Annotated in this window: 14 protein-coding genes; 8 read left to right on the forward strand and 6 right to left on the reverse strand. The window is 33.1% G+C overall.

Going from position 1 to position 14,405, the window contains the following annotated elements; all coding sequences use genetic code 11:
* The first annotated feature begins 8 nt into the window (after positions 1-8).
* The 8 genes from msrA to ASC44_RS03755 all read left to right on the forward strand — a co-directional run bounded on the left by msrA (position 9) and on the right by ASC44_RS03755 (position 7,403).
* Positions 9-548 carry a peptide-methionine (S)-S-oxide reductase MsrA gene (gene msrA / locus ASC44_RS03720; RefSeq protein ID WP_055446280.1) on the forward strand — a complete coding sequence of 180 codons (540 nt, stop codon included), beginning with the start codon at positions 9-11 and terminating at the stop codon, positions 546-548.
* Positions 549-1,180: 632 nt separating this feature from the next.
* A complete protein-coding gene (locus tag ASC44_RS03725; protein WP_055446281.1) occupies positions 1,181-1,672 on the forward strand; it encodes a peroxiredoxin family protein in 492 nt (163 codons plus the stop codon).
* Positions 1,673-1,921, forward strand: coding sequence for a glutaredoxin family protein (locus ASC44_RS03730; RefSeq protein WP_055446282.1), 249 nt, complete (start codon positions 1,673-1,675; stop codon positions 1,919-1,921). It begins immediately after the preceding gene.
* Positions 1,900-2,802 (forward strand): alpha/beta hydrolase, encoded by a 903-nt coding sequence (locus ASC44_RS03735; RefSeq protein ID WP_338035186.1) that lies wholly within the window; start codon positions 1,900-1,902, stop codon positions 2,800-2,802. Before ASC44_RS03730 ends, ASC44_RS03735 begins: the two co-directional genes overlap by 22 nt.
* 21 nt (positions 2,803-2,823) lie before the next feature.
* Positions 2,824-4,386 carry a protein adenylyltransferase SelO gene (locus ASC44_RS03740; RefSeq protein WP_055446283.1) on the forward strand — a complete coding sequence of 521 codons (1,563 nt, stop codon included), beginning with the start codon at positions 2,824-2,826 and terminating at the stop codon, positions 4,384-4,386.
* Positions 4,387-4,427: 41 nt separating this feature from the next.
* Positions 4,428-5,372: an aldo/keto reductase gene (locus tag ASC44_RS03745; RefSeq protein ID WP_055446284.1), complete on the forward strand. Its 945-nt coding sequence runs from the start codon at positions 4,428-4,430 to the stop codon at positions 5,370-5,372.
* Complete coding sequence (locus ASC44_RS03750) at positions 5,363-5,851, forward strand: peptide-methionine (S)-S-oxide reductase (protein ID WP_055446285.1); 489 nt, start codon at positions 5,363-5,365, stop codon at positions 5,849-5,851. The genes ASC44_RS03745 and ASC44_RS03750 overlap by 10 nt, the downstream gene beginning before the upstream one ends.
* A gap of 250 nt (positions 5,852-6,101) precedes the next feature.
* A complete protein-coding gene (locus ASC44_RS03755) occupies positions 6,102-7,403 on the forward strand; it encodes a patatin-like phospholipase family protein (protein ID WP_055446286.1) in 1,302 nt (433 codons plus the stop codon).
* 97 nt (positions 7,404-7,500) lie between these two features.
* Here the strand turns inward: ASC44_RS03755 and ASC44_RS03760 are convergent, their stop codons facing one another.
* From ASC44_RS03760 to acs, 6 genes are all read right to left on the reverse strand, one after another.
* Positions 7,501-8,061: a YceI family protein gene (locus ASC44_RS03760; protein WP_055446287.1), complete on the reverse strand. Its 561-nt coding sequence runs from the start codon at positions 8,059-8,061 to the stop codon at positions 7,501-7,503.
* Positions 8,062-8,156: 95 nt separating this feature from the next.
* Positions 8,157-8,741: a Crp/Fnr family transcriptional regulator gene (locus ASC44_RS03765; RefSeq protein WP_055446288.1), complete on the reverse strand. Its 585-nt coding sequence runs from the start codon at positions 8,739-8,741 to the stop codon at positions 8,157-8,159.
* A 176-nt stretch (positions 8,742-8,917) separates the two neighbouring features.
* A complete protein-coding gene (locus ASC44_RS03770) occupies positions 8,918-9,652 on the reverse strand; it encodes an acyl-CoA desaturase (protein ID WP_055446289.1) in 735 nt (244 codons plus the stop codon).
* A 57-nt stretch (positions 9,653-9,709) separates the two neighbouring features.
* Complete coding sequence (locus ASC44_RS03775) at positions 9,710-10,282, reverse strand: Crp/Fnr family transcriptional regulator (RefSeq protein ID WP_055446290.1); 573 nt, start codon at positions 10,280-10,282, stop codon at positions 9,710-9,712.
* A gap of 37 nt (positions 10,283-10,319) precedes the next feature.
* Positions 10,320-12,029 (reverse strand): serine hydrolase, encoded by a 1,710-nt coding sequence (locus tag ASC44_RS18240; RefSeq protein ID WP_206542778.1) that lies wholly within the window; start codon positions 12,027-12,029, stop codon positions 10,320-10,322.
* Positions 12,030-12,438: 409 nt separating this feature from the next.
* Complete coding sequence (gene acs, locus ASC44_RS03785) at positions 12,439-14,346, reverse strand: acetate--CoA ligase (protein ID WP_055446292.1); 1,908 nt, start codon at positions 14,344-14,346, stop codon at positions 12,439-12,441.
* Positions 14,347-14,405 lie beyond the last annotated feature (59 nt).

The raw sequence follows: 14,405 nt of genomic DNA on the forward strand, positions 1-14,405 counted from the left end.
AACAACAAATGAAAGTTAACAATTTAAAATTAGCCACTTTTGGTGGTGGCTGTTTTTGGTGTACAGAAGCTGTATTCCAAGAAGTAAAAGGCGTCGAAAAAGTAATCTCTGGTTATTCTGGCGGAAATGTCCCAGGACATCCAACCTATCGTGAGATTTGTTCTGGGTTATCAGGACATGCCGAAGTCATACAAATTACGTTTAATGAAACTATAATTTCTTACGAAGAAATTCTCGTTATTTTTATGACTACACACGATCCCACAACCTTAAATAAACAAGGAGCAGATAGAGGTACACAATACCGATCTGTTATTTATTATCACGATGAAAAACAACAGGAAATTGCAAACATTGTAATTAATGAAGTCGCAGTGTATTACGATAATCCAATAGTAACAGAACTAAGCGCTTTAACCGTGTTTTACGAAGCAGAAAAAGAACACCAAGATTACTATAGAAGCAATCAAACACAAGGCTATTGTAGTTTTGTAATTACGCCTAAGTTAACGAAACTTAGACAGCTTCATGCTGATAAATTGAAATAATACTGTCACTTCGAGTGATTTGTGAAGCATGAGCAAATTGTATCGAGAAGCCTTAATTAAACCGTCTTTAAAATACACGAAGCACTCTCATTAACTAAAGAACAAACAATCAATACTGTCACTTCGAGTGATTTGTGAAGCATGAGCAAATTGTATCGAGAAGCCTTAATTAAACCGTCTTTGAAATGCACGAAGCACTCTAATTAACTTAAGAACAAATAATCAATACTGCCACTTCGAGTGATTTGTGAAGTATGAGCAAATTGTATCGAGAAGCCTTAATTAAACCGTCTTTAAAATACACGAAGCAATCTCATTAACTAAAGAACAAACAATCAATACTGTCACTTCGAGTGATTTGTGAAGCATGAGCAAATTGTATCGAGAAGCCTTAATTAAACTGTCTTTGAAATACACGAAGCAATCTCATTAACTGAAGAACAAACAATCAATACTGTCACTTCGAGTGATTTGTGAAGTATGAGCAAATTGTATCGAGAAACCTTAATTAAACCGTCTTTGAAATGCACGACGTACTCTCATTAACTGAAGAACAAACAATCAATACTGTCACTTCGAGTGATTTGTGAAGTATGAACAAATTGTATCGAGAAGCAATAACATAAAACAACATGTCAAACACAACAAAAGAAACACCTATACAACGCGCACAAGAATTTAATGTAAAACAATGGATTGATGCCAACGGAAATAAAACAGAACAAATAAAACTGTCCGATTTTAAAGGACAGTTTAAAATACTTTATTGTTTCCAAAGTTCGTGTCCAGGATGCCACAGCAAAGGACTACCAGATTTAAAGAAAATGGTTGAGGGTTTAAAAGACAATAAAAATATTACATTTCTTGCTATACAAACAGTATTCGAAGGACACGAAAGTAATACCTACGAGAAGCTAATAGAAACGCAGAAACAGTACAATTTAAAAATACCATTTGGTCATGATGCTGGAGACGATAACAAATCGCATTCTAACATAATGGCAAACTATAAAACTGGTGGAACGCCTTGGTTTATAATAATCGACAAGCATGATAATATTGTGTTTAGTGATTTTAGTTTAAATCCTGATGCTGCTATTCAGTTTTTAAAAACATTAAAATAAATGAATGCAGATATTATACTTTATGGTGCCGAAAGGTGCCATAAAACAAAATACTATCAGTCTTTTTTAAAGAATGAAAATTTAAAATTCACTTTCTTAGATGTTGAAGAAAATGAAACGAATGCAAACGCTTTAAAGAACTTATACGCCAATAAGAAACTCAATTTTCCAACAATTACTATAGGAAACAAACGTTTAAGAAACCCTAACGATAAAGTCTTAAAAAAATGGATAGAGAAAGTGAAATAGAATTTGTTAATGCCAATTATTGGCATAGCTTAGCATTAAAAAAAAGAATGCATTACAAATTAATTTATCTTGCGTTACTCTCTCTACTACTCTTTAATTGTGCATCGCGTAAAATTAAAGATGTTTCATATATAACGAAGACAGAAACAAAGGCAGAAATTAAACCAACGCTAAACATTTTTGAGCCCAGAAATACTGAGGCTCTTAAAAATCCTGTGGTAATATTTGTACATGGTGGATATTGGACAGAAGGTGATAAAAAAACCTATGGTTTTTTAGGTAGAAATTTCGCTAAAAAAGAGGTTGTAACAGTAATTCCTGGCTACACATTAAGTCCGAATGCTAGTTATAACGACATGGCTAAAGAAATTGCTGAAGCTGTAGAATGGACCGTTAATAACATCGAAAAATATAAAGGTGATCCCGAACAAATTTATTTAATGGGACACAGTGCTGGAGGGCATTTAATTGCATTAATAACAACAAACCCTAAATATTTAAAAGATAAGAGTGTTGTAAAAGGTGTTATTTTAAATGATGCTGCTGCGTTAGACATGAAATCGTATTTAGATAAAAATCCACCAACTAGTAAATATCACTACGATGTTACGTGGACGAAAGATCCTGATAATTGGAAAGATGCTTCGCCTATTTATTTTTTAGATAAAACGGCACCTCCTTTTTTAATATATGTAGGCGAAAAAACATATCCATCAATAATTACACAAAATGCCTCTTTTGTTGACGCTTTAAAACCGTTTCAACCAGATGTAAAGCAACTGTTTTTGGATAAAAAACATGTAGCAATGATGTCTCATTATGTCTTTCCATGGACTAAAAGATACGACGAGATACTAGAATTTATTAGTAAGAATAAATAATTTATTATTTAAAAGAAAACAATGCAACTCAATATAAAAGATAAATTTAATAAAGAATTACCAGCAGATCCTATTCTTGAAAACACAAGAAGACAGGTTGAAAAAGCCTGTTTTTCTTACGCTACTCCAAAACAAACTGAAAAACCAGAGTTATTACATGTCTCTCCAGAAATGCTTAAAAACTTAGGCCTAACGGAAGAAGATGCTAAAAGCGAAGCCTTTTTAAAAACCTTTACAGGCAATAGCGTCTTACCAAATACCAAACCTTATGCTATGTGCTATGGTGGACACCAATTTGGAAATTGGGCAGGACAATTAGGAGATGGTCGCGCTATTAATTTAACCGAAGTCGAACATGACAATAAAACTTGGGCAATACAACTTAAAGGCGCTGGAGAAACACCTTACTCTCGTACTGCAGATGGTTTAGCGGTATTACGCTCTTCTGTTCGTGAGTATTTATGTAGTGAAGCTATGTATCACTTAGGCGTGCCAACAACACGAGCTTTGTCGTTATCGCTTTCTGGTGATCAAGTATTAAGAGATATGTTGTACGATGGTAATGCTGCTTACGAGAAAGGCGCTATTGTCTGTCGTGTAGCACCTAGTTTTTTACGCTTTGGAAGTTACCAATTATTGGCAGCAAGACAAGATAAAGACACACTTAAAACGTTAGTGGATTATACGATTAAACATCACTTTCCGCATTTAGGAACACCATCTAAAGACACCTATTTACAGTTTTTTCAAACGGTTGTAGACACGACTTTAAAAATGATTATTCATTGGCAACGTGTGGGTTTTGTACATGGTGTCATGAACACAGATAACCTTTCTATCTTAGGTCAAACTATAGATTATGGACCTTATGGTTGGTTAGAAGGTTACGATAATAATTGGACGCCAAATACTACAGACAGGCAACATAAACGCTATCGTTTTGGTGCACAGTTAGACGTTGGACTTTGGAACTTGTTTCAGCTCGCAAATGCGTTATTACTTTTAATTGAAGAAGCCGAAGGACTAGAACTCATTTTAAATGGTTACAGAGAAAAAGCAGCGACTCAATATTTAGAGATGATGCGAAGTAAACTAGGCTTATTTTCTACTGAAGAAAACGATGCACAATTAGTATCGAACTTAGAAGAAACCTTGCAGTTAACCGAAACAGATATGACGCTATTTTTTAGAAATTTAAGCCATTTTTCTGCTGATAAACCTTCGGAAGGACTAGACCTGATTAAAGATGCTTTTTATGCTTTAGATGAAGTGTCCGATGACATAAAACAACAATGGAATACTTGGTTTAAAACTTATGCAGACCGTTTACAAAACGAAACGCTTTCAGCTGAAGACCGACAAACTAAAATGAACCGTATTAACCCTAAATACGTGTTGCGTAATTATATGTCGCAACTCGCTATAGATGCTGCCGACAAAGGTGATTATCATTTAATAGACGAATTGTTTAATCTACTAAAAAAACCTTACGATGAACAGCCTGAAAACCAAAAATGGTTTGCTAAACGTCCAGATTGGGCTAGAAACAAAGTAGGTTGCTCGATGTTATCTTGCAGTTCGTAAACTACACTTTACTTAATAAAATTGATATCAAAATTTAAAATATGACATTAGGATTAGGAACAGCGGCTCTTGGAAGACCTCAATATATAAATGTACGTTTAGAGAATAGTAATAATTCTGATTTAGAAACCTTTAGAAAACAGAGTTTTTCTGTTTTAGAGCATGCTTACCATTTAGGCGTTAGGTATTTTGACACCGCTACAGGTTATGGTTTGGCTGAAAATTTACTTTTAGAATGGCTAAAAACCAAAAACGATTCTAGTATTGAAATCGCAACAAAATGGGGATACACTTATGTTGCAAATTTTAATGCTAACGCAAAAGTTCACGAGGTAAAAGAACACAGTTTAGAGAAACTAATCGAGCAATGGGAAGTCTCTAAACCGTTTTTGCCATACTTAAAAGTGTATCAAATACATTCGGCAACTTTAGAAACTGGTGTTCTAAAAAATGCGGCTGTTTTAGAACACTTAATGTTTTTAAAGAAAGAACACAACATAAAAATAGGATTAACAACAACAGGAACAAACCAAGTTGAAGTTATAAAAGAAGCTTTAAATGTTGTGATTAATGGTGAACAATTGTTCGATCTCTTTCAAGTGACTTATAACTTTTTAGATCAAAGTTTAAGTACTATCTATACTGAATTGATAAGACAGAATAAAGCGATTGTTATAAAAGAAGCTTTGGCTAATGGTCGTATTTTTAAGAATGAAAAATATCCACATTATAAAGAGTTATACTCTGCTTTAGAGCGTTTATCTATAAAACACAACGTTGGTGTGGATGCTATTTCATTAAAATATTGTGAGCAAACCATACCTAATAGTATTGTTTTAAGTGGTGCAAGCAGTATTAAGCAATTAGAAGAGAATTTAAAAACAAATTTATTTTCACTCTCTAAAAGCGATATCGAACTTTTAAATACTTTTAAAGCGACTCCAGAATCTTACTGGAAAGAAAGAAAAAACCTAGAATGGAATTAACCAAAATCGCATTTGGTGGTGGTTGCCATTGGTGTACAGAAGCGGTGTTTCAATCGTTAAAAGGTGTAGAAAAAGTAGAACAAGGCTTTGTGGCTTCGGTAGATGAAAACAGTAGTTTTTCTGAAGCTGTAATTGTGCATTTTCAAGTTGAAGACATTACTTTAAAAACCTTAATAGAAGTGCATTTACTAACGCATAAAAGCACGAGTAATCATTCTATGCGCAAAAAATACCGATCGGCTATTTATAGTTTTTCAGACAGTCAAAACAAAGAAGCTACAGTTTTACTTGATAATTTTCAAGAACAGTTTAATAAAAAAATTATTACACAGATTTATCCGTTTTCAGCATTTAAAGCTTCGGAAGAAGTTTTTCAGAATTACTATTTAAAAAATCCTGCTAAACCATTTTGTAAACAATTTATTAATCCTAAATTAGAGGTTATAAAAAAGAAATTCTCGAATTATGCGTCATTGTAATACTGATAGTTATCGGGATCGCAATGACGGTTTAAATGGAGTGATTTTTTATGCATTAAGGATTGAACAATTGTTGGAGCTCCTCGCAGAGAGCGACTTGTGAAAGCCTGACGTTTTGCCTTTTTTAGGCAAAAGGTAATGCCCAAATTATTATTAGAGAATATTAATTTATTGAGTTTCCCACTTTACTGAATCGAGTTCAGCATAAATCGTGGGAATTACGAAATTTCTGCTAAGGCCGAAAATTCTTATGAAAAACAACAAAAAAATAGGATTAAGCTTATCTGGTGGTGGTTATCGTGCGACTATTTACCATTTAGGGACTTTAAAAAAGCTTAAGGAATTAGAGATACTTGATACGGTTGATGTTATTTCTACTAATTCTGGTGGTTCTATTACTGGCGCAACTTATGGTTTACATGAAGGTGATTTTGAAGCCTTTGAGGACACCATTAGAAAAGGTGTAAAACGTAGTGTTATTAAAGGTGTTTTGACTTCTTGGCGCTTTATATTAGTGTTTATTGCGTCTCTTTTTTGGGTGTTAACGATACTCTATTTATTGGCTAATGGTTATGCCTATTCTAGTTTTGGGTTACTAATTGCTTTAATTATTGTGTTTTTATTGTTTCAGTTTAACCTCTTCCCTATTAGTAAGTTAAACGAGAGGATGTATAATAGGTTTTTCTTTAAAAACAAAACACTTAAGCATTTACGTAAAGATGTAAGATTTGCTATAAATACTACAAATTTAGAAAGTGGGCGTTTGTTTACGTTTAGCAATGATACTATGGGAGATTCGGCTTACGATTTTCCTTCGGATGATGATGAACCTATAAAATTTGAGTCGGATAATTTTCCTATCGCTCGTGCTGTTGCAGCTTCTACTGCTGTACCGTTTGTGTTTACTCCTATTAAAATTGATAAAAAGTTTTTTAGTAATATCGAGGATACCAAGCGTGCAACACCGCGATTAGTAGATGGTGGTGTTTACGACAACCAAGGTGCGCATAAAATTACGCAGACCAAAAGTGCTTACGGAAGTCAGATTGTTATTATTAGCGATGCTGGAAATGCGATGCCTTTTAAAAATTCGTATAGAAATACGTTAACTATGCTTATTAGAACCAGCGAAGTGTTTATGAATAGGATTAAAAACCTGCAAATGGTACAATATCTATATGAGAATCATAACAACCAAAAACGTGAGATTGCCTACCAATCGCTTGGTTGGGAGATTGAAGATTCTATTCCTAAATTTATAGATGGTGTTAAAGATGGTATTATTTTACCTCAGGTTTTAGAACACCATAATATTACGGAAACTGATGTTAGCAATAAAGACTGGACCACCATTAAAAACAAGCTAAAAGCGAGTATAGACTACAAAACTATAATTGCTAATGCGAATACAAAAGCGCAACTAGAAATTGCAAGAAGTGTAAGCACTAATTTAACGCCTTTAAAAGACGAAGAGATTGATGCTTTAATAAATCATGCTTCGGTTTTAACCGAAATACAAGTAAAATTGTATTGTGTGAGTTTGTTTGAGTGATAAGTTAAAAACCAGAATATATTAAACGAAAAAACCAGAACAATTACTGCTCTGGTTTTTTAATATTTACTATTCTGTTTATATAAATACGGTTTGCTTAAAACTGTAAGTCTACTACTAGATCAAACTCGTCGTAAATTGCTTTGTCTTTTAAGCCTTCGAAAAAACTAGCAGAACCATATTTTATATCATATTTCGTTCTATCTACTTTTAATGTTGCTGTTGCTTTACTTCCATATACAGATACATTTACTGTTACAGGATTTGTTTTGTCTTTAATAGTTAAATCTCCCGTAACTGTGTATGAGTTTTTACCTGAAGCTTCTACTTTTGTAAATACTAACTTTGATGTTGTAAATTTCTCTACACCAAAAAAATCATCAGATTTTATGTGTCCTTCAAATTTACCTTTGTATTCTCCTTCTAAATCTGTTGTATTAATAGTTGTCATGTCGATTACAAACGCTCCTCCTGTTAATACGTTATCTTTAAAAATTAAATCTCCAGATTGTAGTGCAATTGTACCTTGGTGTGCTCCTGTAACTTTGTAGCCTTTCCAAACGACTTTACTCTCTGCTGTGTTAATAGTTTTGTTTTGTGCTAAAACTGTTGTTGTAAATAATGCAAATGTTATAATTGCTGTTAAAACTTTTTTCATTTTTGTATGTTTTTATATTATGCCACAAAGATCTCACAACAATAGAACATAAAAGATGACCTAGTTTATTAAATGATGTTAATCTAGATTAACATTTACTTTCCAACAGCAATCTGGCTTTTAATTTTACTTAAAAACTCTTTTGTAATACCGAGGTAAGAAGCTACCATATATTGTGGAATGCGCTGTTCTATTTCTGGATAGCTGGCTTTAAAAACGATATATCTTTCTTTTGCAGAAAGGCTAAAGTTTCTAACTATTCGCTTTTGTGAAGCAACGTAAGCTTTTTCTATAATTTTTCGAAAGAAACGTTCTAGCTTTGGTATTTTGGAATACGCTGTTTGTAAATCGTTATACGTAATTTGAATAAGTTCTGTGTCTTCAATACATTGTACATTAAAATCTGATGCTGTTTGCGAAATAAAACTTCCCAAATCTGAAGCCCACCAATTTTCTACGCCAAACATTATAATATGTTCTTGACCCAAATGGTCTGCATAAAACATTTTTACACAACCAGATATTATAAAACAATTGGTATTACTAACATCACCTTGTTGTAAAATATATTGTCCTTTTAAATATTTACGGTGTTTTAATATTGAAGAAAAATATGCTTCTTCCTCCTCTGTTAAAGTAACTATTTTATTAATATAGGTTAGAAGTGGTTGACTATTCATTATACTATTTTGATTGCCTCACAAATATAAAAAAGCCATTGCATTTATTAGCCATATCACTTAGTAAATAATAGTGCCAAACAAAAAAGTCTGCATCAATAAATATATTAATGCAGACCTTTTAAACCATATAAGAGTTGTTTAAATATTAAAAACAAACCTCATCTATTGTATAATTAACTAGCCGTTTTTTTTAGCTTTATAAGAGTTAACTTATCTAAAACTACCATAATTAGATATGTAAAATCTACCTCATGCCATTTTACTCCAAAATTAGCACGACCAGAATGTGTGTGATGGTTATTGTGATAACCTTCTCCCATCATTAAAAAATCGAATGGTAATAAGTTTTTAGAAGTGTCGTTAACTTTAAAGTTTACATAACCATAAATATGTGCAAACCAATTAATTATTACACCATGAATTGGTGCCATAAAAAAGGCGATAGGTAAAAATAACCATTGCCACCAAGCTGTTGCAAACACAATAAAAAAGACAGTATAAGCTGCAGCCCAACCTAGTCTAGAAAATTTTGAACTTGCAAATTTATCGAAACCTTCCCATTGTGGAACGTTTTTAGTAAACTTATCTGCTACTGCAATTCTTTTGTTATTTATGTCTTGGTAAATGTTTTTTGTACGCCACATCATAGAAAATACAGTTGCATCGTATTTTGGTGAGTGTGGATCTTTTTCGGTATCTGCATATGCGTGGTGCATTCTATGCATTACGCCATAACCATAGGCGCTTAAGTAGTTAGAACCTTGTGTTACCCATGTTAATACGTAACATATTTTCTCCATTGCAGGAGACATTGTATAGGTTTGGTGCGCTGCATAACGGTGTAGAAAGAACGTTTGAAAAAACAGTCCTGAGTACCAAAGTGTTATTATTAATATTATAATCATCATAGTCTTTTGCTTTTCGCAAAGGTCGAGACTAATAATGGTTTACACAATGAACCTAAGTTAAGAAATTCGTTTTCTAATGCGGCTTAAGGCTTGTGCTGTAACACCAATGTAAGAGGCAATGTATTTTAAAGGAATCTCTTTTATTAGGTTTGGACGTTCTGTAAAAAGATTAAGATAACGCTCTTCCGCAGTTTCGTTTAAAAGCGATTGTTCGCGTTTAGATTTTATAAGAAATAAACGTTCTGAAGATAGACGACCAATAACATTACCCGCAAAACTTTTTTCGTAAACCTCTTGTAAGTCTTTATATGAAATGCTCCACATAGATACGTCTGTTAAAGCTTCTAGTCTGTAAAGTGATGGTTTTCTGGTTAAAAAAGAATCGTAAGCACTTACAAACTCGTTTTTAAAACAAAAGCCAAAAGTGATGGTTTTTTCTTTTTCTTCCTTCGGAATTAAAAAACGCGCAATACCACTGTCTATAAATGAAATGTAGTTTTCGGTTTCACCAACATTTACAATGGCACTCTTTTTTTTAAAGATTCTATTTTCTAATTTAGATGAAAACAGTTGCCAATCTTCATCAGATATAACAACTGTTTTCTCTATGTATTCTCTTATGTTTATCATATTCACATTATACAACGCAAATATCGTGCTATTTTAATTATTCTACACGCTGTCCAGGTAATATTTGTCCGTTTTGAAACAAAGTCATACTGTCTATTTTACCTTTATTATTTGCATTAAATTCTACTTTTGCTTCTACTACTTTTAAATAAAACTTGTTATAATCTGAAGGAAATATTTCAAATTTAGGCTGTGCTGTTGCTTGTAAAAACAAGTGTCCGTCTTCTGTTGTTATTGTTATAAAAAATGTTGGAGCTAATTGGTATTTACCAACGTAGCTTTCTAGCATTTGTTTAGAAACCTCAACTTCTTTGATTCCTTCATTTAAAGATTTTAAGACTTCTCTAGCATTATCGTTAGCAGCATTTATTTCTAAGGACTTTTTGTAGTTTTTAATGGCTAATTCTTGATTTCCGTTTTCTAAATAGGCTTCTCCTAAAGAATCGTAAGGATTAGCTTCGTTTGGAAACTCGGCAACATTTAATTTAAAAAGCGCTAAAGCGATGTCTTTTTTATCTTCTGATAAAAATTTATAGCCTAGTGTGTTTAATTCTTCAACTTCAAAATTATAATCGCTTGCTTTTTCTGCTTTAGTGTTTTTGTAAAATGTTATTCCTTTATCGATGCCATTATCTTTTATCTCCTTTTCTAACACCTTTGAAATTGAAGGCTTTAAGAGTTTTAATTTATAGTTTGGAACCATTAATTTAATAGCTATAGCATCTACATTTTCATTACTATTGGTTAAAACAACAACGCCTCTTTTTGCTTCCTTATCTATTGCGGACATTGCACAGTAACCACCTGTTGATCCGTTATGCATTAAAAACTTACCGTTTTCTATGTGCCAAGCTAATGCCATTTCTGCGTTTTGCTCTTCGCTTTTAAATGCTGACTTATGAGCCAACGCCATTGCTTTATGTAATTTAGAATCTAGAGTATCTGCATTTATATTAGCCTGAATATATTTTACCATATCACTTGCTGAAGAACGTATACCTCCTGCTCCACCAAGTGTAATAATATCCCAGTTTTCGGTTTCTGCTAATCCGTCATGTCCTTTTGCTAAATGACTTTTCATTGTTTGAGTTAATACTAACCTTGTGTCATCCATATCTAATGGATTAGCAATGTTCTCGATTACTAATTCTTGATATGTTTTACCACTTTGCAATTCTAAAATATGCCCAAGCAAGCCCATTCCTACATTAGAATATTCTTTTTTTGTTCCAATATCGTATTTCAATTGGCAATTAGAAATAAAGCTATAAAGGTTTTCGTATGTATAATCTGCAAAAGGATTTTTAAGATTTTTAGGATCCCAATTATCTGGCATTCTTGGTAATGATGATGTATGCGTTACTAAATGTTTTAAGGTAATTTCTTTTCCGTTTCTGGTTGGTGTTTTTACTGTTTTAGGTAAATACTTTGAAATAGGATCGTCTAAATTCATTTCTCCGCTATTGACTTTTAACGCTAAAAGTGTTGCTGTAAATGTTTTTGAAATGGAACCAATTTCGAAAACCGAGTTTTTATTAACTGCTACTCCATTTTGTAATGCAGTGTTACCATAGCTATAATAATCTATAGTGTCTCCATCTACAAAACCTACAACAATACCAACATTTATTTGGTTATTGACTCTTGATTGAATGTATTCTTTTACTTCTGTTGGAATTTTAGAGTCTTGTGCTTTAACTTGAAAACTTAATAGTAAGGTTAATGCGATGAATAGTAGTTTTTTCATTTTCTGAATGGTTTTAGATTCTGTTATTACAAAGTTAGTCCGTAAAGTGTTAACTGTTTTTTTATTGCGATTAACAAACGTTTTGGCAATAGTATTAACCAAATACAGAATGTAAATGGTATAACACAGCTACTTTTAAATAAGACGCTGAAATTAAATTTATGTTACATTACAATGTACTTATTAATACGCTTGCATAAGACTTACAGTGCTTTATAAACCCAAAACGCAACCTTTTTTTGGTTGCGTTTTGGGTTTTGCATTAGGGATAGTAGTGGCATCCTTTTGCTTTTTCTGCAAAAGATATAACGGATAGCTCGACACTTTGTAGCTTTAGCGGAAAAGTGTAATGCCCAACTTCTCGATACAATTTTTCGTTTCTCAAAATCACTCGTAATGACGTTATAATTTACAATACATTATCCATAATATCTTGTACACATTCTGGATTTAAGAGTGTACTAATATCGCCCAAATTACTGGTATCGTTTTCTGCTATTTTACGAAGAATACGACGCATAATTTTACCGCTTCGTGTTTTTGGTAATCCGTTAGTAAACTGAATTTTATCTAGCTTGGCGATTGGTCCAATACGATCGGAAATTAATTGGTTTATTTCTTGACGTAAATTATCGTGTTTTCTACTTTCTCCTGTCTCTTTTAAAGTTACATAACCGTATAATGCACTTCCTTTTATATCGTGTGGAAAACCTACAATTGCAGATTCTGCTACTGCTGGATGTTCGTTTATGGCATCTTCTATTGGTGCTGTTCCTAGGTTATGTCCTGAAACTATAATGACATCGTCTACTCTCCCTGTAATTCTGTAATAACCAACTTCGTCACGCAAGGCACCATCTCCTGTAAAATACATATTATCGAAAGCCGAAAAATAGGTATCTTTATAACGTTGGTGGTTTCCCCAAATGGTTCTAGCAATACTTGGCCAAGGAAATTTTATACATAATCTGCCTTCTACTTGGTTGCCTTTTAATTCTTTTCCGTTTTCATCCATTAATGCTGGTTGAATACCTATAAACGGTAAGGTTGCATAGGTTGGTTTTGTTGGTGTTACGTATGGAATTGGCGTAATCATCATACCACCTGTTTCCGTTTGCCACCAGGTGTCGATAATTGGACTTTTCTTTTTCCCAATAGTATCATTATACCAATGCCATGCTTCTTCATTAATTGGTTCTCCTACAGAACCTAATACTTTTAAGGATGATAAATCGTACTTATCTACTAGTTCTGTACCGTGTTTTGCTAAAGCTCTAATGGCTGTTGGTGCTGTATAAAACTGGTTTACTTTATGCTTTTGTACTATTTCCCAGAAACGTCCAAAATCTGGATAACTTGGCACGCCTTCGAACATTACTGTGGTTGCTCCATTTGCTAATGGACCGTAAACAATGTAAGAATGACCAGTAATCCAGCCAATATCTGCAGTACACCAATAGACATCGTTTTCTCTGTATTGAAATGCATTTTTAAACGTGTAAGCAGTATATACCATGTAACCTGCTGTTGTGTGTACCATTCCTTTTGGTTTTCCTGTAGAACCAGAAGTGTATAATATAAATAATGGATCTTCTGCGTCCATTATTTCTGCTTCGCATACTGTAGAAGCGTCGTCTAATAAAGGTTGTAACCATTGGTCGCGTCCTTCTTTCATGTAAATATCTGAATGGATTCTTTTTGCGACTAAAACAGAGGTTACACCTGGACAACTTTCTAGAGCTTCGTCTACAATACCTTTTAAATCTATTGATTTTTTTCCACGATATGAACCGTCTGATGTAATGACTATTTTACAGTCTGAATCGTTGATTCTTGTTGCTAATGCTGTTGCTGAAAAGCCTGCGAAAACGACCGAATGTATTGCTCCTATTCGTGCACAAGCTAAGGTTGCTATTGCTAATTCTGGAATCATTGGTACATAAATACAAACACGATCTCCTTTCTTAACACCTTGTGCTTTTAAAACATTTGCAAATTGATTAACGCGCTGAGATAATTGATTATACGTAATATGTTCTGCTGCTTCTTTTGGGTCGTTAGGCTCAAATAAAATGGCTGTTTTATCGCCTTTTGTTGTTAAATGCCTATCGATACAATTTTCTGTAATGTTTAATTGTGCGCCTTGAAACCATTTTACTTCTGGCTTTTTAAAATCCCATTCTAAAACGGTATCCCATTTTTTACGCCATACAAAATGCTCTTCGGCTATTTCTTCCCAAAAATTTTCTGGTTCTCTAATCGATTTTCTATAGACCTTATAATATTCTTCAAGATGTTTTATGTGGTAATTACTCATAATTTATTAGTTAAGGTTTTATTATTATACACTTTGATTTATCTTAGTGTGTGTTTTAT

This window comes from Lacinutrix mariniflava (assembly GCF_001418015.1).
Lineage (GTDB): Bacteria > Bacteroidota > Bacteroidia > Flavobacteriales > Flavobacteriaceae > Lacinutrix > Lacinutrix mariniflava.